General features: G+C 42.8%; 21 protein-coding genes and 2 pseudogenes. 14 read left to right on the plus strand and 9 right to left on the minus strand.

The genetic code is table 11. From position 1 onward, the window contains the following. Nucleotides 1-17: 17 nt before the first annotated feature. The 5 genes from GGE08_RS01685 to GGE08_RS01705 form a co-directional block, all read right to left on the minus strand. A complete protein-coding gene (locus tag GGE08_RS01685) occupies nt 18-2417 on the minus strand; it encodes an ABC transporter permease (RefSeq protein WP_179383180.1) in 2400 nt (799 codons plus the stop codon). 22 nt (nt 2418-2439) lie between these two features. Further along, on the minus strand, nt 2440-4857 hold the full coding sequence (locus GGE08_RS01690) for an ABC transporter permease (RefSeq protein ID WP_179383181.1): 2418 nt from the start codon (nt 4855-4857) through the stop codon (nt 2440-2442). 84 nt (nt 4858-4941) lie between these two features. After that, the gene (locus tag GGE08_RS01695; RefSeq protein ID WP_179383182.1) at nt 4942-5637 is read right to left on the minus strand and encodes an ABC transporter ATP-binding protein; all 696 of its coding nucleotides are present in this window, start codon (nt 5635-5637) and stop codon (nt 4942-4944) included. Between the two features lie 59 nt (nt 5638-5696). Further along, complete coding sequence (locus tag GGE08_RS01700) at nt 5697-6947, minus strand: efflux RND transporter periplasmic adaptor subunit (RefSeq protein WP_179383183.1); 1251 nt, start codon at nt 6945-6947, stop codon at nt 5697-5699. An 8-nt stretch (nt 6948-6955) separates the two neighbouring features. Then, complete coding sequence (locus GGE08_RS01705) at nt 6956-8329, minus strand: TolC family protein (RefSeq protein ID WP_257023931.1); 1374 nt, start codon at nt 8327-8329, stop codon at nt 6956-6958. A 172-nt stretch (nt 8330-8501) separates the two neighbouring features. Here GGE08_RS01705 and GGE08_RS01710 point away from each other — a divergent pair, with 172 nt between their 5' ends. Genes GGE08_RS01710 through GGE08_RS01720 form a run of 3 tightly spaced genes read left to right on the plus strand, consistent with a single transcriptional unit; the run spans nt 8502 to nt 11672 of the window. Further along, nucleotides 8502-9866, plus strand: a complete 1365-nt coding sequence (locus GGE08_RS01710) for a sigma-54-dependent transcriptional regulator (protein ID WP_179383736.1) — start codon at nt 8502-8504, stop codon at nt 9864-9866. After that, nucleotides 9866-11218 (plus strand): sensor histidine kinase, encoded by a 1353-nt coding sequence (locus tag GGE08_RS01715; protein ID WP_179383184.1) that lies wholly within the window; start codon nt 9866-9868, stop codon nt 11216-11218. The genes GGE08_RS01710 and GGE08_RS01715 overlap by 1 nt, the downstream gene beginning before the upstream one ends. Before the next feature lie 10 nt (nt 11219-11228). Next, the gene (locus GGE08_RS01720; protein ID WP_179383185.1) at nt 11229-11672 is read left to right on the plus strand and encodes a 3-oxoacyl-ACP synthase; all 444 of its coding nucleotides are present in this window, start codon (nt 11229-11231) and stop codon (nt 11670-11672) included. A gap of 7 nt (nt 11673-11679) precedes the next feature. On the opposite strand, the gene GGE08_RS01725 is transcribed toward GGE08_RS01720, so the two are convergent. The 4 genes from GGE08_RS01725 to GGE08_RS01740 form a co-directional block, all read right to left on the minus strand. Beyond that, complete coding sequence (locus tag GGE08_RS01725; RefSeq protein ID WP_179383186.1) at nt 11680-12297, minus strand: hypothetical protein; 618 nt, start codon at nt 12295-12297, stop codon at nt 11680-11682. Nucleotides 12298-12539: 242 nt separating this feature from the next. Continuing rightward, entirely contained in the window at nt 12540-12956 is a 417-nt protein-coding gene (locus GGE08_RS01730; protein ID WP_179383187.1) for a GreA/GreB family elongation factor, read from the minus strand. Nucleotides 12957-13158: 202 nt separating this feature from the next. Continuing rightward, nucleotides 13159-14481, minus strand: coding sequence for a sigma-54 dependent transcriptional regulator (locus GGE08_RS01735; RefSeq protein ID WP_179383188.1), 1323 nt, complete (start codon nt 14479-14481; stop codon nt 13159-13161). A 5-nt stretch (nt 14482-14486) separates the two neighbouring features. Then, nucleotides 14487-15578, minus strand: coding sequence for a sensor histidine kinase (locus GGE08_RS01740; RefSeq protein ID WP_179383189.1), 1092 nt, complete (start codon nt 15576-15578; stop codon nt 14487-14489). A gap of 205 nt (nt 15579-15783) precedes the next feature. Here GGE08_RS01740 and GGE08_RS01745 point away from each other — a divergent pair. From GGE08_RS01745 to GGE08_RS01800, 11 genes and pseudogenes are all read left to right on the plus strand, one after another. Next, nucleotides 15784-17349 (plus strand): annotated as a pseudogene (locus tag GGE08_RS01745) (N-6 DNA methylase). 217 nt (nt 17350-17566) lie between these two features. Further along, a pseudogene (locus GGE08_RS16240) lies at nt 17567-17851 on the plus strand (type I restriction enzyme endonuclease domain-containing protein); the annotation flags it as partial. 566 nt (nt 17852-18417) lie between these two features. Then, nucleotides 18418-19542 carry a tyrosine-type recombinase/integrase gene (locus GGE08_RS01760; RefSeq protein WP_179383190.1) on the plus strand — a complete coding sequence of 375 codons (1125 nt, stop codon included), beginning with the start codon at nt 18418-18420 and terminating at the stop codon, nt 19540-19542. A gap of 320 nt (nt 19543-19862) precedes the next feature. Continuing rightward, the gene (locus GGE08_RS01765; RefSeq protein ID WP_179383191.1) at nt 19863-20021 is read left to right on the plus strand and encodes a hypothetical protein; all 159 of its coding nucleotides are present in this window, start codon (nt 19863-19865) and stop codon (nt 20019-20021) included. 181 nt (nt 20022-20202) lie between these two features. Next, a complete protein-coding gene (locus tag GGE08_RS01770; protein ID WP_179383737.1) occupies nt 20203-21180 on the plus strand; it encodes an ATP-binding protein in 978 nt (325 codons plus the stop codon). 113 nt (nt 21181-21293) lie between these two features. Next, nucleotides 21294-22277, plus strand: coding sequence for a DUF6371 domain-containing protein (locus GGE08_RS01775; RefSeq protein WP_179383192.1), 984 nt, complete (start codon nt 21294-21296; stop codon nt 22275-22277). A 75-nt stretch (nt 22278-22352) separates the two neighbouring features. Beyond that, entirely contained in the window at nt 22353-22646 is a 294-nt protein-coding gene (locus GGE08_RS01780) for a hypothetical protein (protein ID WP_179383193.1), read from the plus strand. Continuing rightward, nucleotides 22634-22876, plus strand: coding sequence for a hypothetical protein (locus GGE08_RS01785; protein ID WP_179383194.1), 243 nt, complete (start codon nt 22634-22636; stop codon nt 22874-22876). The genes GGE08_RS01780 and GGE08_RS01785 overlap by 13 nt, the downstream gene beginning before the upstream one ends. 78 nt (nt 22877-22954) lie before the next feature. Continuing rightward, nucleotides 22955-23395 (plus strand): hypothetical protein, encoded by a 441-nt coding sequence (locus GGE08_RS01790; RefSeq protein WP_179383195.1) that lies wholly within the window; start codon nt 22955-22957, stop codon nt 23393-23395. A 9-nt stretch (nt 23396-23404) separates the two neighbouring features. Continuing rightward, nucleotides 23405-23980: a hypothetical protein gene (locus tag GGE08_RS01795; RefSeq protein WP_179383196.1), complete on the plus strand. Its 576-nt coding sequence runs from the start codon at nt 23405-23407 to the stop codon at nt 23978-23980. After that, the gene (locus tag GGE08_RS01800) at nt 23980-24219 is read left to right on the plus strand and encodes a hypothetical protein (RefSeq protein WP_179383197.1); all 240 of its coding nucleotides are present in this window, start codon (nt 23980-23982) and stop codon (nt 24217-24219) included. Before GGE08_RS01795 ends, GGE08_RS01800 begins: the two co-directional genes overlap by 1 nt. Nucleotides 24220-24275 lie beyond the last annotated feature (56 nt).

The following is a 24275-nucleotide window of genomic DNA, read 5'->3' on the forward strand; positions in this document are numbered from 1 at the left end:
TCGTTTTTTGATGTTGACTACTCCGTTCTTAGGCTACGGGCTGGGTTTGATTTTGCTGCCCTAATGGCCTGAAAGCTCACCGTAAGAATGGTTACGGCCAAGGCTCCCAGCATGGCCAAGGCGAAAATCCACCACTTGAGAATTACCCGATAGGGATATTCCTGCAGCCAGCCGTTCATCACATAATAGGCGATGGGAACTGCAATAAAGCAGGAGATGATCACCAATTTTAAGAAGTCTTTGGACAGCATATTCCAAACATTGAACACCGAAGCTCCGAGCACTTTGCGAACTCCGATTTCCTTGGTGCGCTGCTCCGCAACGAAGGAGGTCAGACCAAACAGTCCCAAACAACTGATCAGAATGGCCAAGGCGGTAAATATTCCCGATAATCTTCCTATCCGTTCTTCTGCCGCGAACTTTTCCCCGTACTCTTGGTCCACAAAGTCGTATTGAAATGGGATATCGGGAAAATGTTCCTTGAAAACCCTTTCTATTACCGCCAAATTCTGGCTGGCACTTTGTGATGGGTTCAATCTCATGTTATAGTAGGAACCATTTTCGTGTTTATCAAAAACGTACATGCCTTGTTTTACTGGCTCGTAGGGCGACTGCGCAATCATATCTTGCACCACGCCAATAATCTTCAAAGGCGGGGAAGGGTCTTCCTCATCATCATCCTTGATAAATTTACCGATGGGGTTCTCCAGTCCCATGTATTTTACCGCGGTTTCGTTGAGCAATACGGCATTGGAGTCCGATGGAAATTCCCTCGAGAAATCCCTGCCCTGCACAATCTTCAAGTTCAGGCTTTTGGCGTATTCGGGTGACACCTCGGTCCATGCCAAATCTTCTTGGAAACCTTCCGGCTTGCCTTCCCAGACGAATCCACTGCGGTTTGACCAAATATTTGTGGTTGGGGCACTGGAGGTGGACATTTCCACCACGGCTCCTGATGCGATGAATTCGTCCCGCATCAATTCAAATTTTCCCTGAAAATCTTGGCTCATCGTAGGAATCTGCACCAATCCTTCCTTATCATAGCCGATGGGTCTGTTTTTTGCGTAATTGATTTGCTGCATTACGATTACAGTGCCGATAATAAAGGCTACGGAAACGGTAAATTGTAGTACCACCAATATTTTACGGGGCAGTCCCGAGTGTTTTCCTGCTTTAAAAGTTCCCTTTAATACTTCAACCGGTCTAAATGAAGACAAGTAGAGCGCCGGATAGCTGCCTGCCAGTAAAGCGGTAAATAGTACGAACCCTAATGATGCGGCCCAAAAACCAACGGAAGACCACGGAAAATCGATATCCTTTCTGGCCAATTCATTGAATCCATTGAGGGCTAGTACCACAATAACCACCGCAATCAAAAATGCCAACAGGACCACAACAAACGATTCTCCCAAAAACTGGTTGATCAATTGGCTTCGCTGCGAACCGATGGATTTTCTAATACCGACTTCTTTCGCCCTTTTTTCGGAACGAGCTGTGCTCAGATTCATGAAGTTGATACAGGCCAATAAAAGGACAAAGGCTCCAATGATTCCAAATAGCCACACATATTTGATTCTTCCACCGACTTGCTGTCCATTTTCAAAGCGCCCCCTTAAATGCCAATCCTTCATGGGAAAGAGAAACAACTGCGCATTAAATTCCTTGGAATTTTCGTTCAGTTCCTGCTTTACCTTCAAAATTTTAGCGGTAACGGACTCAAAACTGGTATTGTCCGAGATTTGGACAAACATTTGGAACGAATTATTGCCCCACTGATCTTCAGCATTCTTGATCCACTCGTTCACGGAAACATATTTATCCCAAGGCATGATAAATTCAGTATCGTTGAACGAATTATTGAAGGGGATATCCTCATAAACTGCGGTCACCATCATATCGTATTGGCTGTTCACCTTTACGGTTTTTCCTATGGGGTCTTCATCCCCAAAAAGAGCCTTAGCGGTAGACTCACATAGCATGATAGAGTTGATTTCACGAACACCGTCCTTTTCGCCTTTTAATATGTTGAGGTCCAACATGTCGGGGGCCTCACGCTGCATAAAGTTCCCTGTTCTGGAAATGCTGGTTTCTTTATACTTTAGGTACTGGGAAGTGTTCCAAGAGGACATGACCAAATGCTGGAAATTGTCCATATAGCTTTCTCGCAAGGCTTTCTCCAAAGGACGTGGAATAGCGGGCCCTGTGCCCGTTTCACCATTGAATGTCTGCGATTGGAACACTTGCGCTATCTGGTTCTTATGGGTAAAGTAATCGTTATGGCTCAGCTCGTCGTTGATCCACAAACCAATAATCAGGGTAACGGCCATCCCAATGGCCAATCCGCCCACGTTGATGATGGTGTAACCCTTATTCTTTGAAAGGTTCCTCCAAGCTATTTTTAGATAATTCTTGAACATGGTTTTCGTTTTTTTGATTGATTTATTCCGTCCGCAAGCCTTTGGTGGGCTTCAAGAGCGCCGCCCCAATGGATTGATAGCTAATGGTTACAATCGCTACGCCTAGCGCTATGAGTGCTGCCAAAGAAAATATTTCCCAGCCTATGTTGATGTGGTATGCAAAGCCTTCCAACCACCGGTTCATCAAATACCATCCTATCGGAATTGCAATCCCAATGGAAATGACAATCAGCTTTAAAAAGTCGAGGGTCAGCAATTGGTATATGTTCTTGAACGGTGCTCCCAAAACCCGGCGTATGCTGATTTCCTTTCTACGCTGCTCTACCATAAAGGCCGAGAGGGCAAAAAGGCCCAAACAGGCCACAAGAATGGCGAACAGGGCAAAACTGTTGAAGATGCTGCCCATACGCTGCACATCGGCATGCATTTGGGCGAACTCTTCTTCCAAAAAGGTGTAGTTCATCGCTTGGTTGGGAATCGTACGGTTCCACACCTGCTCCACCGAGGCCAGTGCATCTGCAGGATTTCCCTTTTCCAATTTTATGGAAACGGCTCCTACATCTTTCCCAATGACCAACGACAATGACGAAATATCCTCTTTTAAAGACTTAAAGTGAAAGTCCTCGATTACCCCAATAATGGTAAATACTTGGCTGTTATTGTCCAATTTCTTGCCGATGGGGTCTTTCAATCCCAGTTCGGAGGCCATTTTGCTGTTGATTACGATAGAGTTGATGGAATCATAGGCATATTCTTTGGAGAAGTTCCTTCCTTTTTCAAGCTGAATTCCTAGGGTTTCGATATAATCATAATCGACCCGCCATTTTTGTGCAGGCACACCCCTTCCGCCATCATCCTGATCGTCCACCATAAAAGTGTTGCCGTTTCTGCTCCCACCATCAATGGGCAAATAATTGGTGGCTGTTACGCTCTTTACTTGCGATAGTCCCTCCAATTGCTCCTTAAAAGCTTCCATTTTGTTCCCTAAGATGTTAGTTCCTTCCAACACGACCACACGCTCCTTATCATAGCCAAGTTCTTTGCTGACGATAAAATCCATCTGGCGATAAATGATCAAGGTGCCGATGATCAAAATGACCGAAGTGGTAAATTGAAATATGACCAATCCGCTGCGCAACCTTCCGCTTTTGCTGCCTACGCTCAGGGTTCCCTTTAATACATTTACGGGCCTAAAGGCCGACAAATAGAAAGCGGGGTAGAGTCCCGCCAAAACCCCCACCAAAAGAGCGGCTACAAGCAGGATGGGAAGAAACCACCATTCGGACAAAGGCAGTTCCATGTTTTTGGCGGCTATTTGGTTGAAGGTAGGGAGTAGCACCCAGGCTAATCCAACACCCAAAACGAACGAAATGATGCTGAAAATCATCGATTCCGTGAGAAACTGCCCCACCAAATTGTTGCGAAAGGCCCCGATGGTTTTTCGCAACCCCACCTCCTTGGCCCGATTCGCTGATTTGGCGGTGGAAAGGTTGATGAAATTGATGATGGCCAACAACAGCACAAAAATGGCAATGGCCGCAAACAGCCAAACAAACTTAATGTCGCCGTGCTTTAGGCCATCCTGCATTTTCAGGTCGGATTTCAAATAAATATCGGTAACCGGTTGAAGCTTGTATTCCGCCGTTCTCAGCACATCGATAAAGTCGGCCGAACGCCCTCTTTTTATTTGGGCCGGAATGATATATTTTTCAACAATCAAGGACATTTTCTGCTCCAACGCCGGGATATCCGTATTCGGGTTTACCAGTACGTAGGTAAAGTAATTCTGGTTGGTCCAATTTTGATTGGTATCCTCAATGGGTAACAAAAAGTCAAAATCCAAGTGCGAGTTCTCCGGCACATCTTCCATAATTCCCGTAACCGTGTAAGGCTTGGAGGTGTCATTGTCCAAAAAAATGGTCTGCTGCAGGGCATCTCCGTTTGGAAAGTATTTATCCGCCTTGGAGCGCGACATCACAATACTACTGGGTCGTGAAAGTGCCGTTTGGGGGTTGCCTTCATCCAGCTGGATTTCCAAGATATCAAAAGCCTCTTGGTCGGCCAGAATAAAGTTCTCTTCAAAAGTGTTCTCGTTTTGTCCACTTACCCGCATTCCTCTTTTGCCAGCACCAAAAATCTCAATGGTATTGACTTTCCCCGCCTTGGTGATTTCTGGAAAATCGGATTGGAGCGCATCGGCAAAGGGCAATTGAAAATGCGTGCTCTTCATCACTTCGCCTTGGACCTCTCCTTGAAAAACCACCCGGTAGATCTGGTCCTTTTTTGTATAGTGCTCATCATAACTGATTTCGTTTCGGATAAAAAGAGCGATCAAAAGGCAGGCGGCAATTCCTACGGCAAAGCCTCCAATCTTGATAAACGTGAAGAGCTTGTCCTTTTTAATGGTCCTCCAGGCAATATTTAGGTGGTTTTTGAACATGTGATTGATTTGATTGTTTTTTGATTGACCCTTTGCTTCGACTACGCGCTCGGCAGCACTCGCTCAGGGCTGGTGAATAAACTCCTATACCATGCTTTTCAATGGTTTGTTTTGGCTTTCCGTTACAATTTGCCCGTCAAACAGGTTGATGACCCTGTGGGCGTAGTGTGAATCATGATCGGAGTGGGTCACCATTACGATGGTAGTTCCCTCTTGGTTAAGTTCCGTTAACAGGTTCATCACCTCAATACCATTTTTGGAATCCAGGTTACCTGTGGGCTCATCCGCCAAGATGAGTTTTGGGTTCGTCACAACGGCTCTGGCAATGGCCACTCTCTGTTGTTGACCTCCAGACAGCTGTTGTGGAAAGTGCTTTTCCCGATGGGCTATTTTCATGCGCTCGAGTACCTTTTGTACTTTTTCCCTGCGCTCTGCCTTGTTCATTTTAAGGTAGATCAAGGGCAGTTCCACATTTTCGAATACGGTGAGCTCATCGATTAGGTTAAAACTCTGGAACACAAAGCCCAAATTTCCTTTTCGGAGTTGGGTGCGTTGGCTTTCTTTGAGTCCGCCCACTTCGTGGCCCGCAAAATTGTAGCTCCCTTCAGTAGGGTTGTCCAGCATCCCGATAATGTTCAACAAGGTTGATTTTCCGCAACCGGACGGTCCCATAATGGCCACGAATTCGCCTTCTTCCACTTTGAGGTTCACCCCGTTGAGGGCCAAGGTCTCTACCTCCTCGGTGCGGAAGCTTTTTTTAAGGTTTGTAATCTGTATCATTTTTTGATGGTTGTTTTATAAAGACTGTTCTGTTTTAAGGATTGTTACAATTGTACGGGTCATTGGAGTACGATCCGTTCCGCATCACCAAAACTATCGTAGTTGCTGGTAATGACCTGTTCTCCGGGTTGAAGGCCCTCCAAGACCTCATAATATCTTGAGTTTTGCTTGCCCAAACGTACATTCCGTTTAATGGCCTCGTCCCCGTTGGGATTGACAACAAAGACCCACTGGCCCCCGGTACTCTGGAAGAAACCGCCTTTGGGCAACAATAAAGCGTCGTTGGATTCCCCCAGCTGCAGTCGAATGTTGTAACTCTGACCTGCACGGATGGTCTCGGGCCTATCGTCCACAAAAACCAAATCCACACGGAACCTACCGTTCCTTACTTCGGGGTAGACTTTGCGCAATCGCAGTTTGTATTCGTTGCCGTTGCGTTCCAAAACCGCCGAAAGGTCTCTTTTTACCCTATCGATATAATGCTCATCAATGTCAGCCTCGATCTTAAAATCAGTCAGTACGTTGATCTGTCCAATACGTTGGCCTTGTGATATGTTTTGACCGATTTCCGCATCCAAAAAACCCAATTGACCATCTGCAGGGGCCCGTACATTTAAGTGGTCCAAGCGTTCGTACACCATGGATAGTGTTTTTTGCATTCTATCCAAGTCGGCATCCAATCCTTTGAGTGAGGTTTCCCGTAGCTCATCGTCCTGCTCGGTTTGCAGTTTCACAATTTCATATTGCTTTTTGGCAAGTTCATAGTTTTCCTTGGACAGTAGATAGGCTTCTTTGGAAATCAATTCGTCCTGGTACAGCTCTTCGTTCTGTTCGTAATTCCGCTTTAAACGCTGCAGATCGTACTCGGCAGTGGCCAAAGACCGTCTTCCCTCCACTTGTCGGGAATCGAAAGTAAGTTTAGTGGAACGCAAATCGTTCTGTTTAAGTGCCAAATTACTCTCGCTCGCTAAAATCTGCTCATAAAGGGCCATGTTCTCCAACTTCAGGATAATGTCCCCTTTTTTGACCATCGAGCCCTCCTCTATCAATTTTTCGGAAACCCTTCCGCCTTCGTAGGCATCCATATAAATGGTTGCAATCGGGGCCACGTTGCCATTAATGGTGATATAGTCATCAAACTTTCCGTCGGTCACCGTGGAAATCGACAAACGTTCCTTTTCCGTTCTGAAAGTGGACACCGAGCTGGCAAATATGAATTTGTAGCCCACAAACAATAGCAATATCCCTAGTGCGATATATCCATAATGCTTGGGTTGTAGTCCTTTTTTCTTTTCTAATTGTATATCCATGGTCGTTGTTAGTTGATATTAAATATGGGCAGGCCCCTATAAAAATCCAGTGTGCTGTTATTTACCCGTAATCGAAGCTGGGCCTGTAAATTTTGATTTTGTGCGGTTGCAAACAAGTTTTTGGACTGTCTAAGTTCGATGGCATTGATCATCCCCTTTTCGTAGCGTTTTTGAGCAATGGCAAAGGCAAGGGCCTGAGACTCCATTCCCTTTTGCGTTTGTACCGTCTCCGCCATCAAAGCTTCGTGCTCTTGCACCAATTGTTGAATAATCTGATATAGCTCTTGCTCTGTGATTTTTGCATTGTTCTTTGCTCTTTCCAAAGCTATTTTCTGTTGCTTCACCCGGGAACGGCTGGCCCATCCACTAAATATCGGAACGTTCAAGGATGCTCCAATAAATTTGAAGGTATTGTCGCGTATTTGGTCCCTAAAAGGAATGGTAGTGCCCAAAGAGTCCCTGATGGTTTCAAAGTATCCGGTGCCGATACCGCCCTGCAAGCTAATGGAAGGATAAAGACCGCCTCGCGCTGCCGATAGTTGTTTTGTTGCGGCTTTTACGCGAAATTCTTGTGCTTTTATCGACGGCATAAAATCTTTGGCGGCAACAAATATGGAATCCGAAACCAAGGCTTCAGTCTTTTCAAAAGAACCTGCCGCGATAAGTTCAGGCTGTAACGTGATATCATTTTCGCCCTCAATGTTCATGGCTTGCAACAAGGTAAGCTTTGCCGCTTTCAACCTGTTTTCATTTTGGGTCAACGCTAAGCTGTCTGCATACAACAAGGATTCTGCCTCATATAAATCGGCCCCTGCCATCACCCCGAGTTCCACCTGCTTTTTGACCAAATCGTAATTGGTCTGGGATATTTGTACCTGCTCCTTCGCGATGTCGATAAGCCCTTGGATAAATTGGATGTCGTAATAGGCAGACATGACCCTAAAAGCCAATAAATACTTCTGCTGAAGACTTTCTTCTCGGGTCGCCTTGTACAAAAACTTAGAAGCCTTGATATTGTTTATTTTTTGGAACCCCTGAAAAAGGTCGAAGGACGATTGTAGGGAATAATTGTTGGAGAAGAATTCAGTATTCACAAAACTGTTGTTCTCTGGGTTGATCGATCGACCAAAATTTATGCTGTAATCGGCAAACCCATTGATTATGGGCAACAGATTGCGGACAGATTGGCGATAAGACTCCTTGTTTGAATCAGTATTCAGCTCAAAGTCATTGATTTGGAGATTGTTTTTTATGGCGTAGGCCACACACTCATCCAATGTCCAGACTTGCTGAGCCGACACCACCGTGGATGCAAATAAAAGTAATGTTGTTATGTATATTTTTAAATTCATAGTGATTTCCTGTGCCAAACTACTTTCCATTCTTATGCCAAAATAATTTTTGGCTGATAATCAGGTGTTTATGTGTAATTCCATATAAAATAATCCTTGCAGGTGTAAAAATTTTGTACAAAAAATGTCCAAATATTTTACAGTGGTGCGGAGCGTATCCCTGCAATTTGTAGTTTTAACCATCACCAAGAACAAAACACCCATGGTCGATGCCCATATTTTAGTGGTCGATGATAACAAAAGCGTACTGAGTGCTTTGGAGATACTGCTCCAGTTTGAATACAAAAGTGTACAGACCATTTTTAACCCAAATCAGATTTCCTCTTTCCCAAATCTCGAGGATATCGACATTGTGTTGTTGGACATGAACTTTTCCGCCGGGGTGAATACGGGAAACGAGGGTTTATATTGGCTCAATGAAATCAAAAAGAGGTCTCCCCATACTTCCGTAATTATGATGACCGCCTACGGAGCGGTGGACCTTGCCGTGAGGGCGCTCAAACAAGGAGCTTCCGATTTTGTGCTCAAACCTTGGAACAACGAGCGTTTGATGACCACGGTAAAATCTGCCTACGAACTGAGAAAATCCAAGCAGGAAATCCACAACCTGAAGAAAAAGGAGAACAATTTAAAGCAGGTCATCAACGAGGGGCGGAATTACATCATTGGTAAATCCAAAGCATTGACCACCGTGCTCAACTTGGTGGCCAAGGTAGCCAAGACGGATGTAAATGTCTTGATTACAGGGGAAAACGGCACGGGAAAGGAATTGATTGCCCGGGAACTGCACCGTTTATCTACCCGGAAGGACGAGGTTTTTATTGGGGTGGATATGGGGTCCATTGCCGAAAATCTGTTCGAGAGTGAACTTTTTGGGCACACCAAAGGCTCCTTCACCGATGCTAAAGAGGATCGGGCGGGCAAATTTGAGGCCGCCCACCAGGGTAGTCTTTTTTTGGATGAAATTGGCAACCTTTCATTACAAATGCAGGCCAAGCTCTTATCGTCCATCCAAAATAAATCGGTAGTTCGGGTGGGGTCCAACAAGCCCGTCAATGTGGATATTCGTTTGATTTGTGCCACCAATTGCAATCTGGAGCAAATGGTTGCCGATGGACTGTTCCGGGAGGATTTGCTGTACCGCATCAACACCATCCACATAGAAGTGCCGCCTTTGCGAGAACGTGATGATGATATTTTGGTGCTTGCCGATTTTTTCCTGAAAAAGTTTGCCCATAAATACGATAAAAGCGGTTTGCGGATGAACCAATTGGCCCAAGAAAAGCTGATGGAGTACCCTTGGCCCGGAAACATCCGGGAATTGCAGCATACCATGGAACGTGCCGTAATCCTCTCAGATGGTAGTGTGCTGAAACCCTCCGATTTTTTATTGCATGCCAAGCCCATGCAATCCATGGACAATGAACCCATGACCCTAAATGAAATGGAGCAACAGATGATTCTAAGGGCATTGGAACAAAACGAGGGCAATTACAGTGCGGCGGCCGAACAATTGGGCATTTCTCGGCAAACACTCTACAACAAGTTGAAGAAAAAGAACGACTGATGGCGAGCAGAAATTTTTACATCCAGCTCATTGTCCGCGTAGTGTTTCTTACACTTACGGCCATTGCCATGGCCTTTTCATTGGCCTACCTTTGGTACTTTACCATGGGGGTTTGTGCGCTTGCCTTGGTAATACAGGTGTTTTCCCTAATCACCTTTATCAATAGGACCAATAGGAAAATTGCCTACTTTTTTGATGCCATCAAGAACGAAGATTTTACATTGCGCTTTCCTGAGAGCGTTACCATAGAGTCCTTTAAGGAACTCAACCGTAGCCTGAATCGGGTGAACGGCTTGATCCATGAGGTCCATTTGCAGTTGCAGATACGGGAACAATACTATCAGGAAATTTTGAAGCAGGCCAGTATCGGGATTATGACCTTCAACGCAAAAGGACACATCCTCTTTGCCAACCCCACCTTGGAGCAGTTATTGGACTACACGCCCCTCAACCACATCAAACAGCTAAAACAAGTAGATGAAAAACTCTACGAAATCTTCAAGGATTTTAAACCCTTTCAGCGAAAGCTGTTTCAACTGTCCAACGAAAGGGAACAGACCCAATTGGCCTTGAAGTCTTCGCCCTTAAAACTCGACGGGCAAGAACTTTTATTGGTGGTAGCCCAAGACATTCACAAGGAACTGGACGAAAAAGAGACGGAGTCGTGGGTGCGTCTTATCCGGGTGCTCACGCATGAAATTATGAACACTATTACCCCGATTACCTCAATATCCGACTCCATCATCAAATATTATCGCAAGGGAAGCAAGATCACGCCCTTGGAGGAATTGGAAGAGAGCCAGATAAAAAATACGCTCAAAGGCTTGGAGGTGATCAAGGAACAAGGTGGCGATTTGATGGATTTTGTGCAATCCTATAGAAGTCTGCTGCATGTACCGGACCCCAACAAAATCCTTGTAAAAGGAAAGTCCCTTCTGGATAAGATAGATGTGCTTATGTCCGCTCGGCTCACCGATGGCAACACTGCATTTAAAACGCTATGTAATCCAGAAAACCTTGAATTTTATATTGATGAAAAACAGATTTCCCAAGTATTGATCAATTTGGCGAAAAATGCATTGCAATCTGTGGAAAACACCGAAAACGGAAAGGTGCTGATAGTGGCCGGAACCGATGAAAACGGCTCTAAATTTATTGATGTGATAGACAATGGCCCTGGCATCCCGCCCGAGGTAATGGACGAAATTTTTGTGCCCTTCTTCACCACCAAAAGTGAGGGAACGGGCATCGGATTAAGTCTATCCAAAAGGGTTATGCAGCTCCACGGCGGAAACATTCAAGTACGTTCAACTCCTGCTAAAGAAACCGTTTTCCGACTTACCTTTGCTTAATAGCAACGTGATGAAAAAAGACCTTTTGCAATTTTGTTGGAAACAGGTGGACGATAGGGCCGCCCGTCTCAAGAAACAGAGCGATGAGCTCCATGAATCCTTGGATTCCGAAACCAAGAACACGGCCGGAGACAAGCACGAAACGGGCCGGGCCATGGTGCAATTGGAACAGGAAAAATTGGGCCAACAACTACAGGAAGTGGACGCCATACGCGCGGTACTCCGCAAAATTGATATCGACAAACATACAGACTACATTCGTTTGGGGTCTTTGGTAAGGACCAGTATGGCCAACTATTTTGTTGCCATCTCGGCAGGGCTTTTTACTTCTGGGGAGGAAAAGGTGTATTGCATTTCGGCCAATGCACCGATTGCGCAAGCTTTATGGGGCAAAAAAAAGGGTGACTCCTTTGTTTTTAATGGAGCGGAACATTCCATTTTGGAAGTAATCTGACGATTTGCTAATCGTCTTCCACCCTTTGCATTTCCGGTTTTTCCTTCTTAAAGACGATAACCAGAAATAGGATTCCGATAATGATTAAAAATACGATTTCGATTGTTGAAAGCAGCTGGTTCATGCCCAGTGACCTTTTGGATTGTTCGGTGAGCAGTTTGCCCTCATCGAGCTGTACTTCGGAGAGTGCATCCAAGTTTTCGCCGATGCGGTTCAATACGGCAATCATTTCCTTTTTGGGCTCGTCATACTCAGCATGATTGGCTTCCAGACCTTGCAGGGTCGTATAGTTCTTTTTTAAACTTTCCAAATACCTGGATTCTTCCCGCGTTAACTCTGTATTCCCAAAATCGACCAAAATACTTTCGATGGTAGGTGTTTCGGGGATTTCTTGGTTCCCCAACTTGCCATTTGCCAAAAAGAGCTCCTTTTTGTGGAACAGATTGCTCAAACGGTAAATGTATTCCTGCACCACCAATCGGTCTTCAAAAACAGAATCCACCCCATGTTCTACGGCAGAAAAATTCCGGTTGTTCAAACGATTGGAGGCCAAAACCAGCAAAAATGCTACTGCAAGTACAAAGCCGGCATGGATACGTTGTCTAATGGTTTTAATATTTGGCATGATGTTAGGGTTTTATGGCCATATGCTCAGTTTGATGCATCCGCCCAGCTGTAAGCTAACCATTCATTCATTAAGGAGCAAACCTCAATGCTTTTGACTGGGCGGAATTCATCATCAAATCAACTATAAAAAACTTAATTCTTCTTGTTCAATGGCTTGGGCCACATTAACCTTTGTGCGCCTAAGACCCTTAAAATGAGTGTTCATCCGGTAGGGTTCCCATTCATTTTTATACTATCATTTCATAAATCTATACCAGAGGTCAACTGGTGTGATGGTGTCACCTTCACAATCCTAAAGGATTTTATATCGGATGGATTCCCCATTTTCACTTGATCGTCCACGGCCAGCCCTACCAGATTCGCCCCTAAAGCACTCACTACGGAAACAGTGCCTTCCTTGGTGTTCCCCTTTGTCGACGCAAGCAATTGGAAGGTTTGTCGAGATCCATTGATAAACTCCACGGTCACTTTGGAATTTAGTCGTACCACATCATCCGGAATATCCACTGCATCTTCCACCAAAGCCTTTTCAATTCGCTCCGCCAACTGCTCCAAGGCATCTTGATGCGCATAGTCATCGTAATACTTGTGAAAATTCAGTATTCGTTTTAGCGTTACGTAATCTTTTTTCTCCATGATAAGGCTTCCGTATTTCATTTCCAGCAATTAACGGAAGGGACGTTGGCACAAGGTCCCATCATTTTGTAGAAGTAAGGCAAATGCTGTGCCATGTAAGGTCCTTGGTTTGAAAACAACCGAGCAACTATCTGATTTTCAAGCATTTTGTATGGTCTTGAATAAAAAACTGTGCCCGTGGTGCTGGGTAAAATTGTACCGGTCGGGCATATTTGTATCGGTGCTATTTGAGCTTTTCCCGTAGAGTTTTCCGGTTGATACCCAAAATTTCAGCTGCCTTGGTCTTATTGCCTTGGGTGAAGAGCAGTACCTCTTCAATATATTCCCTTTCCTTTTCGTGCAGTGTCTTGAATCCCTTTTTAGGGAAATCGATTTTGTATTTGAGCACATCGGGCAGATGCTGCAATGTGATTTCGCCATCGCACATGATCACGGCCCGCTGCACTACATTTTCCAGTTCCCGGATATTGCCCGGCCACGAATAGCGTTTCAAGACCTCTAAGGCCTCATCCGAAATCCGAACAATTCGGTCTTTGTACTCTACTCCATATTTTTGGAGAAATTGCTCCACCAACAGCGGAATATCCGAGGGGCGCTCGCGCAGGGGCGGCACCTCAACGGTTACCACCGACAACCGATAAAAAAGATCTTCCCGAAAGGTTTTCTTGCGGATGAGTTCCTCCAAGTCGCTATTAGTGGCGGCGATTACCCGAACCTCCAATTTTTCCGCCTTTTGGGACCCCACTTTGGTCACCTCTTTTTCTTGTAGTACCCGCAGCAATCGGTTTTGCGCCCCCAAAGGGGCGTTTCCAATTTCATCCAAAAAAATAGTTCCGTTCTGTGCCGCTTGGAAAAAGCCGTCCCTGTTTTCGTTGGCTCCCGTAAAGGCGCCTTTGGTGTAGCCAAAAAGCTCGGCTTCGAGCAGGTTTTCTGGAATGGCGCCACAATTCACGGCAATAAAGGGCGCTCGCGCAAATTTGCCCGAATAGTGAATGGCCCGAGCCACTAGTTCCTTTCCTGTTCCGCTCTCGCCGCTCACCAATACCGTTGCCCTGTTGTCCTTGACCCGATCAATGATTTGGGTTACTTTTTGGAAGCTTGGCGAAGCACCGATCATGTCGCCGTAGCCTTTGAAAGTGGCAGGTTGGGGCCGTGAGGTAACCAGTTTACGGTTTTGTTTATTGGCAAACGCCCTTTTTACGGCGGTTTCCAACTCCACCTTGGTAAAGGGCTTGGTCAAATAATCTGCTGCCCCATGTTTTATGACTTTGGATGCATCTTCCGCGGATGGAAAGCCCGTCACCACCAATTTGGGCATATCGGGATAATGCTCGCTCACATATTTGACCAATTCCAGCCCATCAATTTCTGGCATATTGATATCGGTTACCAACAAATCAATTTCGGTATCCTTTAGGATATAGAGCGCCTCCTTTACCGAAACGGCCTTGAAGGTATGATAGTCCAACGATTTTAAATGACGCTGCAACAATTCGAGGATGTCGATATCGTCATCGACCAGCAATATGTTTTCCTTTTTTAGCAAAGTGGTTATTTTTTAGGGAATTGCAAGGTAAAGATAGTGCCTGTTGGCGTATTTTGGGCCACCTCGATGCTGCCTTGGTGGCTTTGCACAATGCCGTGCACCACGCTTAGCCCCAATCCCGAACCTTCCCCAACGGGCTTGGTGGTAAAAAACGGGTCAAAAATATGGGGTATGGCTTCCTTTGGGATGCCCGGGCCTTCATCAGCAATGCTTAATACCACCTTATCCGTATCGGATTCCAAGAGAACGGAAATGGTACTCTGCGGCGGTGAAAAGTAAATAGCATTCATAACCAGATTAAACACCACTTGGGTGAGCTGAATTTTATCGATACGCAGTTCAACAGTATCCTTGGAATGCTCAAAGGTACAGGCCACTTGTCTTTGGCGAAGCGTGGTACGCAACATCGTAATGGCCTCCTGGACCACCTCCACCACATTGATGACTTCCCGGGTTTCGGGCATTTCACAGGCGAAAAACATCAATTTTTTGACCACTTCGCGCGAAAATATGGCATTGGTCATGATTTTGTCCAAATCTTTGAGCGCCTGTGCATCGTCGCCGATACGTTCCTGCAACAACTCGGTAAAGCCCAAAATATTGGCCAGGGGTGTGTTCAGCTCATGTGCGATTCCGGCCGTGATCTCGCCCAAGATCCTAAGTCTGTCGGATTGTTCTACCTGACGGCGAATCTGCTCTTCCTTTTCCTTGATTTCCTTCCGCTCCAACAAGTTGCCCACCTTTAGGCAAACATTGTCCAACAGCTGCTGCTCCTCCTCCAAAAAATCCTTTAGCTTATATTGGGGAGAAGGGTACCCGACCTTGATAACGCCCTTAGGTTTATTGAACGCGGTAATGGCGGACTCCAAAAACACATAGTCCTCCCCTTTTTCCTTGGTTTTGATGTGGTATTCGGGGGTGGATAGCTGTACATAGGTATCAGTATCAAACTGCCAGGCCCGTTCCAGGCATTGTACGATTCCGAGCAGGGCCGTTTCCATGTCATCATAATCACAGTTGACGATAAGCGAGGTCACCTCGTACAGACAAGTCAGTTCCTTGATGCGTTCCTTGAGTTTTTGCTCGGTGGTGAACATGCGTTGGTCCTTTGTAGCAAATTAGTGAATTCTTGGGATTTGGGGGTTGCCTCGGCAACTTTGACAAAAAATTCCAGCGATACTATTCCCACATTTTTTGTAATATTGATTTCCCTCCACTAAACTCATTTTGATATGGGAATTTTTCTTTCGTTTCCGGAAGAGAAAGGCTCCACGAATTACATGATTTGAATAGATACACCTAATGGCAAAGACAACTACCAAAAAACAAAAATCCATGGAGGAAACCCTTTGGGATTCCGCCAATAAATTAAGAGGGTCGGTAGAATCCTCAGAATACAAACACGTCGTGCTGGCACTTATCTTTTTAAAGTTTGCCAGCGACAAATTCGAGGCGCGCCGACAAGAACTCATTGAGGAAGGCAAAGAAAAGTATCTCGAAATGAAAGAGTTCTACAACATGAAGAACGTCTTCTTTTTGCCTGAAACCTCTCGCTGGTCCTATATCATCCAAAATGCCAAGCAAGATGATATCGCCTTAAAAATTGATACGGCGCTACATACCATCGAAAAGAACAACCCAGCACTCAAAGGCGCTTTGCCAGACAATTACTTTTCCAGGTTACAATTGGATATTAGCAAACTGGCGGCTTTGTTGGATACCATTAACAATATAGATACCCAAAAGGACAAGGAACAAGATATTGTAGGACGTGTTTATGAGTACTTCCTGTCTAAGTTTGCCATCGCCGAAGGTAAGGGAAAAGGCGAGTTCTACACACCTAAAAGCATTGTAAAGCTCATTGCTGAAATGATAGAACCCTACGAAGGTATTATCTATGACCCAGCCTGTGGTTCTGGTGGTATGTTTGTACAATCCATTAAGTTTATAGAAAGCCACCATGGTGATAAACGCAATGTTTCTATCTACGGACAGGAGTATACCAATACGACTTATAAACTGGCTAAGATGAACCTGGCCATTCGTGGTATCTCGGCCAATTTGGGTGAAAAGGCGGCCAATACCTTTGCAGACGACCAGCATAAGGATTTAAAAGCCGACTATATCATGGCTAACCCACCATTTAACCAAAAGGACTGGCGTGCCGATAATGAACTGCTGGACGACCCTCGTTGGCGAGGTTATGACGTGCCACCCACCAGCAATGCCAATTACGGTTGGGTATTGACTATGGCCTCAAAACTCTCAGAACATGGCGTAGCTGGTTTTTTGTTGGCCAATGGTGCGCTCTCTGGTGGTGGAGAGGAATATAAAATCCGAAAGAAATTAGTAGAAAACGGACTGGTGGAAGCCATTGTGATTTTACCACAAAATATGTTTTATACCACGAATATCAGTGTGACGCTTTGGATATTGAATAAAAACAAAAGGCAACAAACGCGAGACATTGGAGATGTCACGCGCCATTATCGGGACCGAAAAGACGAAGTCTTGTTTATGGACTTGCGCCAAATTGGGGAACCGTTTGAAAAGAAATACATTCAGTTTAGTCCCGAACATATTGAACAGATTACTTCTACATATCACAATTGGCAACAGCAGGATAAAGGCTATGAAGATGTCCCGGAATATTGCTACTCAGCCCATATAGAAGAAATTGAGAAAAAAGACTTTTCACTAGTGCCAAGCAAGTATATTGAATTTAAAGATAGAGACTAGAATATTGACTTTGACGAAAAGATGACCAGCTTAAAGTCTGAATTTGAAGACTTGTTGCAACAGGAAGCAGAATCTAAACAGGAATTGTTAAATGTCTTTAAAGACTTAGGATTTGAAATCAAATTATAAGCGCCTTGGCGATTACATACAACTAGTTGATGAGCGCAACAAAGACTTGTCTATAAATTTACTTTTAGGATTAAGTATTTCTAAACAGTTTATTCCTTCTGTGGCAAACACTGTTGGAACGAATATGAAGAACTACAAAATTATCCGAAAAGGGCAATTCGCTTGTAGTATCATGCAGGTAAGACGTGACGGTAAAATGCCAGTGGCTTTACTAACCGATTTTGAAGAAAAAGCCTTCTATGATATTTTAAAGGAGCTTTGTGTAAAATACGATTTTACATATCCGGAAGACAAGTTGATATCGTTAGCACAGAAGGTTAAGGATGTTGTCGATGACAAAGCCAAGTACACCGATTGGAGCAAAAGAGCTGACATTAAAGCCGAGCTAAAAGCAGACTTAATCATTTTATTGGCAGAGAATGATTATCCACCTGTAGATAGGGATGAAGTGTATAAAGAGATTTTTGAGCAGGCTGAGAATTTTAAGCGATACAACAACTAACATGGACGAGTTAAATGAACCCGTTGCCAAATGGATTCAATAAATGTTCTAAAGGCATTGTCTATTTACCCCTATAAATTTATAGCTTCTTCCAAATCATCGATTTAGAGGGGTTTCCCGTGACCCCACCTGGGCTTACTTCGGCTCTGCTCAGCATAAACCCTGCCTGCCGTAGGCAGATTCTCTCGCTCGGTTTGTTTCATAAAAAAAGTCCCAGCTTTCGCTAAGACTTTTTGGCCACTTTGTGGTCCCACCTGTACCCGTGAGTTTAATACACCTTAATAGTTGTTAACAATCCTTATCATTCGTTTTTAAAGGGCTTATCACCTACTAATAGTTTTTATCACTAATTTTATGGTTATTAATGTTGTATACACATTATGGCTTCAATACATTTTTACCCTAGAACAAAGACAGGCAAGTCTAAAATACAAGTGCGGATTGTATTAGGAAGAAACAAAAGGTTCCTACTTAGTACCCGTATAAGTGTCGATGATGTGGAACGGGATTGGGACTTTAAAAAGAAAATGCCCAAAGAGGCAAGGCGTAAAAAGTTCCTGGAGGTATTGCGTACCAAATTCCTTAACCATATTACAGATGTTGAACTGGATTTGACTAAATCATTGGACGCAATTACAACAGATGATTTTAAAAAAATCGTGTATGATGTTAACCGTGTCCCGGAAAGATTAAGAACCTTCACAAAGACAGAAAAAGAAGATTTCAACACCTATGTAACAGCGTTTATTGATCGCTGCAAGAAGAAAGGCTATCGAACCAAGGGAAACCAGCACAAGCAATATTCAGAGGGTACACTAAGGAAATATTATCAATTGATAGATACGATTGCCCTATTTGAAAAGGAAGAGGGTAAAAAGGTGTACTTAAATTCTTTTGATTCCAAAACCACTGATTCTTTTGAATCCTTCCTAACTGAACAGTATGCAATCAGCACCGCAGGAAGAAAATTAAAATCCCTAAAAACTATTTTGACCGATGCGGACCGCAATAACAAAGAGGTAGACCCATACTTTAAGAACATAAGGGGCTTTTCATATGAAACAACGGTAGTTCCGTTAAGCGAAGCGGAACAGGAATTGATTTTTGCAACGCCAATGCCAAATAAAGAAATGGAAGTGGCTAAGGATTGGCTATTGATATTGTGCGGAACCGGGCAAAGGTTTGTTGATTGCAACGCATTATCTAAGGATATGATAAAAGATGATGTGATAGTCGTTACCCAAAAGAAAACTGGCAACATTGCCGAAATACCCATTTTCGACCGTGTAAGAAGGGTTATTGATAAATACAATGGTTTTCCTCCCAAGTTTAGTGATAATGAAAGCACACAAAACGTGAGGCTGAATTTACTCATTAAAGATGTATGCCAGGAATGTGATATTGATGAAGAGCTGGAGGAAGTGAAGAACGGAAAAAGAGGTAGATATAAGAAATACGAGTTGATCACCACCAAGACCGGACGTAAATCCTTAGCCACATATTTGTATAAGGAGTTAAGATGGGATGCCCAGAGCTGCATGGCAATTACAGGCCACAAACAGTTAGAAAACTTCTTTATTTATGTAGGTGGCAAAAATTCAGCAATCACAGAAGCTAATAAAAAAAGGGTGGAAGAAATCAATAAGGAAACTATTGAAAAACGTAGTGAATCCCTTAAAATTTCACCCTAAAAATGTTAATATAATGTTAAATTTACAAATAGTTGATAATCTGTACTTTATGATGTTTTTTAATATCAAATTGTATGAATTTTAAGCTAAAAAGGTATTAAAAAATGTGTTTTTAGCGCAATAGGTGCAAAAGACAAGTAGACACTTTAGCCCTTATCTCGTTAAAGTGTCATGAGGGGAAAATTAAAACCCATTAAAACAAAGAAAAGAGCGCAAGCCGACAAGTCGAACCAACGCCCTTGTAAGTGTGGTAACTACAAAGGTACAAATTCAAACCTCGGTTTTCGCTCAATAACAATTTTTAAAAACGAGAACAGACTATGAGCAGGAAACTTGTATCGGCCAAAGAATTGGCCAAAGCTTTAAATGTAAATCTTTATACGGTTTACCGAGCGGAGCAAAAAAGCGAAATCACTAATTACGGTATTGGTGGCGCAAAGAGGTACGATCTAAACGAAGTATTACAACTTAACGAATAAAAAAAGCCCTAATGCGACAGGAAGCAAATAGGGCTTTAAATATTGTTAAACGGTACGGTAAAGATAATAAAACAGATGCTATTTGCAGTGTTTACTCATTAAAATTTTGCCGTATTCTTCACAGTATCAATAGCCCGGAAGAGAAACAAAAATTATTGTCGAACGCTAAAAACTTGGCGTTATGAATTACGTGGAAGAAATGGATGCTGCTATCATAGAAAAAATGAGCAGTGAGCAAAGCAATGGTGTATCGCTAAACCATGAAGGACATTCCAGCACATACAGTGGGGAACAACTTCTTAACATGAAAGTTGATAACATACCATGCCTTTTAGAGCCGATTTTACCCAAAGTTGGTTTGGTGGCACTTGCAGGAAGCAGTGATACAGGTAAAAGTAGTTTATTAAGACAGTTGGCCGTGAGTATATGTCTTGGCGAGGAAAGGTTTCTTGATTGGCAATTAAAAACAGAACATAAAAAAGCATACTACGTAAGTACTGAAGATGATGAAAATGCCATTGCATTTCTATTGAACAAAACAAACCAAGACAGACAATTACCAGCAAGCGCATATTCTGGTTTAACATTTGATTTTGATTCACATCAAGTTTTGGAAAGATTGAATGAAAAGTTGGCAAAGAATCCAGTTGATATAGTCATTGTAGACGCATTCACAGATTTGTATGGAAAATCAATGAACGACACCAACCAGGTGAGGAGCTTTTTAAATGGTTACAGTCAACTTGCGCAAAAACACAAATGTTTGGTAATGTTTCTTCATCATACAGGTAAAAGAACAGAAGATTTGACTCCTAGTAAACATAATCTTTTAGGATCACAGGGCTTTGAGGCTAAAATGCGTTTAGTGATGGAATTAAGAAATGATTCGGTCCAACCCAACAAAAGGCATTTATGTATTGTTAAAGGTAATTATCTACCCAAAGAGCATAAAACTGAAAGTTATGTATTGTTGTTTGATGACTCATTGAGATTCCACCAAACGGGTGATAGGATTCATTTTGGGGAACTTGGCGCAAACAATAAGACTTCCACAAAAGAAACGGTACGAGAACTTAATGAACAAGGCCTGAATCAATCTGAAATTGCAACTAGGCTAGGTATATCGCAGCCAACAGTTAGTAGATACCTTAAAGAATGATTTATTCATTATTCACTCCCTAGGGTTTGAATATTGAATATTCACTGAATATTCACTGAATAACACTGTATATCAATGATTTAGAAGCGTTTTAATGTATTCATGAATAAATTATGATGAATAATAATTTAAGGTTAGATAGTAAACAAAGGAGAAGGATTAAATATTGCCCTTGTGGCAAATCCAATAGAGATGGAAAATTTGTTCCTTTTAAAGGGAGTGAAAAATATGGCTTTTGCCATAGTTGCGATAAATGGTATAACGACCAAAGCGGAGTAATTACTGATAATGTTGCGCCTACTCCAGATAAACCAACTTTCTACCATGAAAAGGGTTTGATAAAGAAAACGGTGAAGAAAAGTGGCAACAACAATTTTATTCACTTCCTAAGAAAAAACTTTGATCAAGAATTTGTTGAGAAAGCAATCAAAGAGTATTTCATAGGAACCTCCAAACATTGGGACGGTGCCACAATATTTTGGCAAGTAGACCAGGAAATGAAGGTAAGGCACGGTAAATTAATGTTGTACGATAAAGAAACCGGAAAAAGAAACCAGACATACAACAACAATGTAAGGACGGTTTTAGGCTTAAGGGATGATGCGCACGAGTTGAGGCAATGTTTATTTGGCCTTCACCTCTCAACGGTATACGATAAGAGAAAAATTGCTATTGTTGAAAGCGAAAAGACTGCAATCATCATGAGTATGGTCTATCCTGAATATCTATTTATGGCCACTGGAGGTAAAGGCAATTTTAAATACGACATGCTTAAACCAATTAAGGCTTACAACATTGTTGCTTTTCCTGATAAAGATGCCATTGATACATGGAGCAATGAGGCGGACAAGTTGAATAAGTACGGGTTTAAAATAACAGTGGATAAGACATTATTAAAGTTTGATGTGCCAAAGAATACGGATGTTGCTGATGTGTTCTTAAATCACGCCCCTACCCCTAAGAAGAATCCCGAACGGACATTAAGCACCGATGATTTAGCAGCAAACAAATTAAACGCTAAAAACCCTTTGTTTGAAAAGTTGGTTTCAGAGTTTGATTTGGTCCATAATAACGGTATGGAAATAATGATTGAGTAGAAAAAAGTAACGGGAATCTAACGATGTAAAAATTGTAACTGCCAAAACAACATAATAAACAATAAAAAATAAGCTATGAAATTTAATGAAAAATCCGCTTCGGTAGCGGGAAGAAAATCAAGCAGAAAAGGTATTCCGAACAAGGCCACCGAAGAAATCCGGAAAAACTATTTAGAGTTGGTAAATGGAAATATGAAAACCCTGGAGGATGATTTTAAATCATTGAAACCAAAAGAAAGGATTGAACTCACCATACAGTTATCCAAGTTCGTGCTGCCAACGTTAAAGGCCATTGACTACCAAAGCCAAATAAATGGAGCGATAGACCTTAAGCCAATTGTAATAGATATGTCAAAATGGGGAAAATAAAAATAGATACTATCGAAGAACTGGAAGCCTTTTTGCAGGAAAATCCAGTAACAAAAAAACAGGTGATTGCCATTGTGAACACTGCACTGGGTGTGTTTATGGATGGTGAGTTTTCATCAAATAAAGTTCCTACAAAAGAAGAAAAGGCACTACTGATGAAAAGGGTAAGATCTTTTGTTGATGAATGGCCTATGGAGCCGGGCAGGGAAAGACCTTTATTTATAAACTAATTTTTAGACAAGTCTAAATGGACAAAAAATGGAGTTATCCGTTTAAATAGTAGAAAGTAATTATTAAAAATCAAAAGTATGAATACAATCAAGTATTTAGCTGATCGGGAAACCCGTATCGAGTTCACAGGCAACCCGCCTATGTTGGATAGGCCAGTGTTCCTCCTAAACCAAGAAGGTGAGCGCATAGGGGCAGCACCGGAAGGTGAGCATCTATTGGAATCCGGTAAAGTGGCCGTAATAGATAATAATGGTTTACTAAAGGGAGTTAGGGAAAAAAAGGGAAAACCAACCACTATAGATTTAAGGAGGAATCCCAAACCATCAACCTACAAGATGTTTTTCAATTCAGATGGTACTTTAAAGAACAATGTCCGTCTTTCGTTGGAGTCGCAACCCAATAGTAAAAATGAATTATTACGCCTTGCTAAAATGCATATTGAAAATCCAATTACCAGAGATGAGAGGTTGCGAAATTCAGTTATCGAGGCAAGAATGAAAAAAATAGTTGAACAATAAAAAAGTGAAATGAAATTAAAGTTTTTAGAAGAAGATTACCAAAGAGCGGAGCAAAGAGAGAGCGAATTATTTGCAGCCCTTGAAGAAATGAAAGCCATTTATAAAAATGCCATTGGCAAAGATGTGGATGACTATGTTGCATTATTGAAAGACCCGACTACATATCTGGTCCAAAAATACTGGAGCCTTTATTGTGAGGGCAAACCGGAACACCTGGACAAGGATAGGGTTTTCTTCAATGAAACAGGTGTTGATTCAAACGCTATGGAGGGGCTAAAAAAGACGTTTTATAGGGCTTTTGACCTTTTACGGGATTCTGCCCCAACAATCACCAAAAAAGCCGTTAAATCGAACCTAAGCAAAGAAGGGTATTATCTGGAGTTGGATGATGAGAAGAAAGATGAATACATAGCTTATAAAGCGTTCGTGGATGCTGCTAGGGTGTTAGAAGAAAAGTATGGAGCGAAAGGAGGTTATAATTTGGTGAGGTTTGCGGATAAATTGATCTATGAAGATATGAATGAGGTAAAACCGGACCCTTACAAGTTTGCCAAGTTGAACAATGAATTTAAAAGAGCGCAGTGATGATACCACACAAGAAAGTACATTACAGGGTTGCCAGGTATGAGGGGTTTACGGATGACCAGCTTGAAACGGAACTAAAGGCCCTAAAGTTGCGGATGTTGAATTTTAACGAACTCGGTGGAGGCCTCCAAGGTTTTAAAACAATATTACAGACCTTTTTGGATGCGGATGCAGCTATCGCAGAACATCAAAACAGAAATAAGAATCTAGAGGCAATATCTATGGTTTTTGGAGAATAATACAGGCCAGTATACCGGGCAAGGTATCTTTGGTCATGGAGATTTAACATTACGGC

The sequence above is a fragment of the Allomuricauda sp. ARW1Y1 genome, from assembly GCF_013407935.1.
Lineage (GTDB): Bacteria > Bacteroidota > Bacteroidia > Flavobacteriales > Flavobacteriaceae > Flagellimonas.

Bases quoted from the DNA above. Each gene is read 5' to 3' on its own strand.
- GGE08_RS01685 (WP_179383180.1), bottom strand. From the start codon at position 2,417: ATGTTCAAGAATTATCTAAAAATAGCTTGGAGGAACCTTTCAAAGAAT.
- GGE08_RS01690 (WP_179383181.1), bottom strand. From the start codon at position 4,857: ATGTTCAAAAACCACCTAAATATTGCCTGGAGGACCATTAAAAAGGAC.
- GGE08_RS01695 (WP_179383182.1), bottom strand. From the start codon at position 5,637: ATGATACAGATTACAAACCTTAAAAAAAGCTTCCGCACCGAGGAGGTA.
- GGE08_RS01700 (WP_179383183.1), bottom strand. From the start codon at position 6,947: ATGGATATACAATTAGAAAAGAAAAAAGGACTACAACCCAAGCATTAT.
- GGE08_RS01705 (WP_257023931.1), bottom strand. From the start codon at position 8,329: ATGGAAAGTAGTTTGGCACAGGAAATCACTATGAATTTAAAAATATAC.
- GGE08_RS01710 (WP_179383736.1), top strand. From the start codon at position 8,502: ATGGTCGATGCCCATATTTTAGTGGTCGATGATAACAAAAGCGTACTG.
- GGE08_RS01715 (WP_179383184.1), top strand. From the start codon at position 9,866: ATGGCGAGCAGAAATTTTTACATCCAGCTCATTGTCCGCGTAGTGTTT.
- GGE08_RS01720 (WP_179383185.1), top strand. From the start codon at position 11,229: ATGAAAAAAGACCTTTTGCAATTTTGTTGGAAACAGGTGGACGATAGG.
- GGE08_RS01725 (WP_179383186.1), bottom strand. From the start codon at position 12,297: ATGCCAAATATTAAAACCATTAGACAACGTATCCATGCCGGCTTTGTA.
- GGE08_RS01730 (WP_179383187.1), bottom strand. From the start codon at position 12,956: ATGAAATACGGAAGCCTTATCATGGAGAAAAAAGATTACGTAACGCTA.
- GGE08_RS01740 (WP_179383189.1), bottom strand. From the start codon at position 15,578: ATGTTCACCACCGAGCAAAAACTCAAGGAACGCATCAAGGAACTGACT.
- GGE08_RS01765 (WP_179383191.1), top strand. From the start codon at position 19,863: ATGAGCAGGAAACTTGTATCGGCCAAAGAATTGGCCAAAGCTTTAAAT.
- GGE08_RS01770 (WP_179383737.1), top strand. From the start codon at position 20,203: ATGAATTACGTGGAAGAAATGGATGCTGCTATCATAGAAAAAATGAGC.
- GGE08_RS01775 (WP_179383192.1), top strand. From the start codon at position 21,294: ATGATGAATAATAATTTAAGGTTAGATAGTAAACAAAGGAGAAGGATT.
- GGE08_RS01780 (WP_179383193.1), top strand. From the start codon at position 22,353: ATGAAATTTAATGAAAAATCCGCTTCGGTAGCGGGAAGAAAATCAAGC.
- GGE08_RS01785 (WP_179383194.1), top strand. From the start codon at position 22,634: ATGGGGAAAATAAAAATAGATACTATCGAAGAACTGGAAGCCTTTTTG.
- GGE08_RS01790 (WP_179383195.1), top strand. From the start codon at position 22,955: ATGAATACAATCAAGTATTTAGCTGATCGGGAAACCCGTATCGAGTTC.
- GGE08_RS01795 (WP_179383196.1), top strand. From the start codon at position 23,405: ATGAAATTAAAGTTTTTAGAAGAAGATTACCAAAGAGCGGAGCAAAGA.
- GGE08_RS01800 (WP_179383197.1), top strand. From the start codon at position 23,980: ATGATACCACACAAGAAAGTACATTACAGGGTTGCCAGGTATGAGGGG.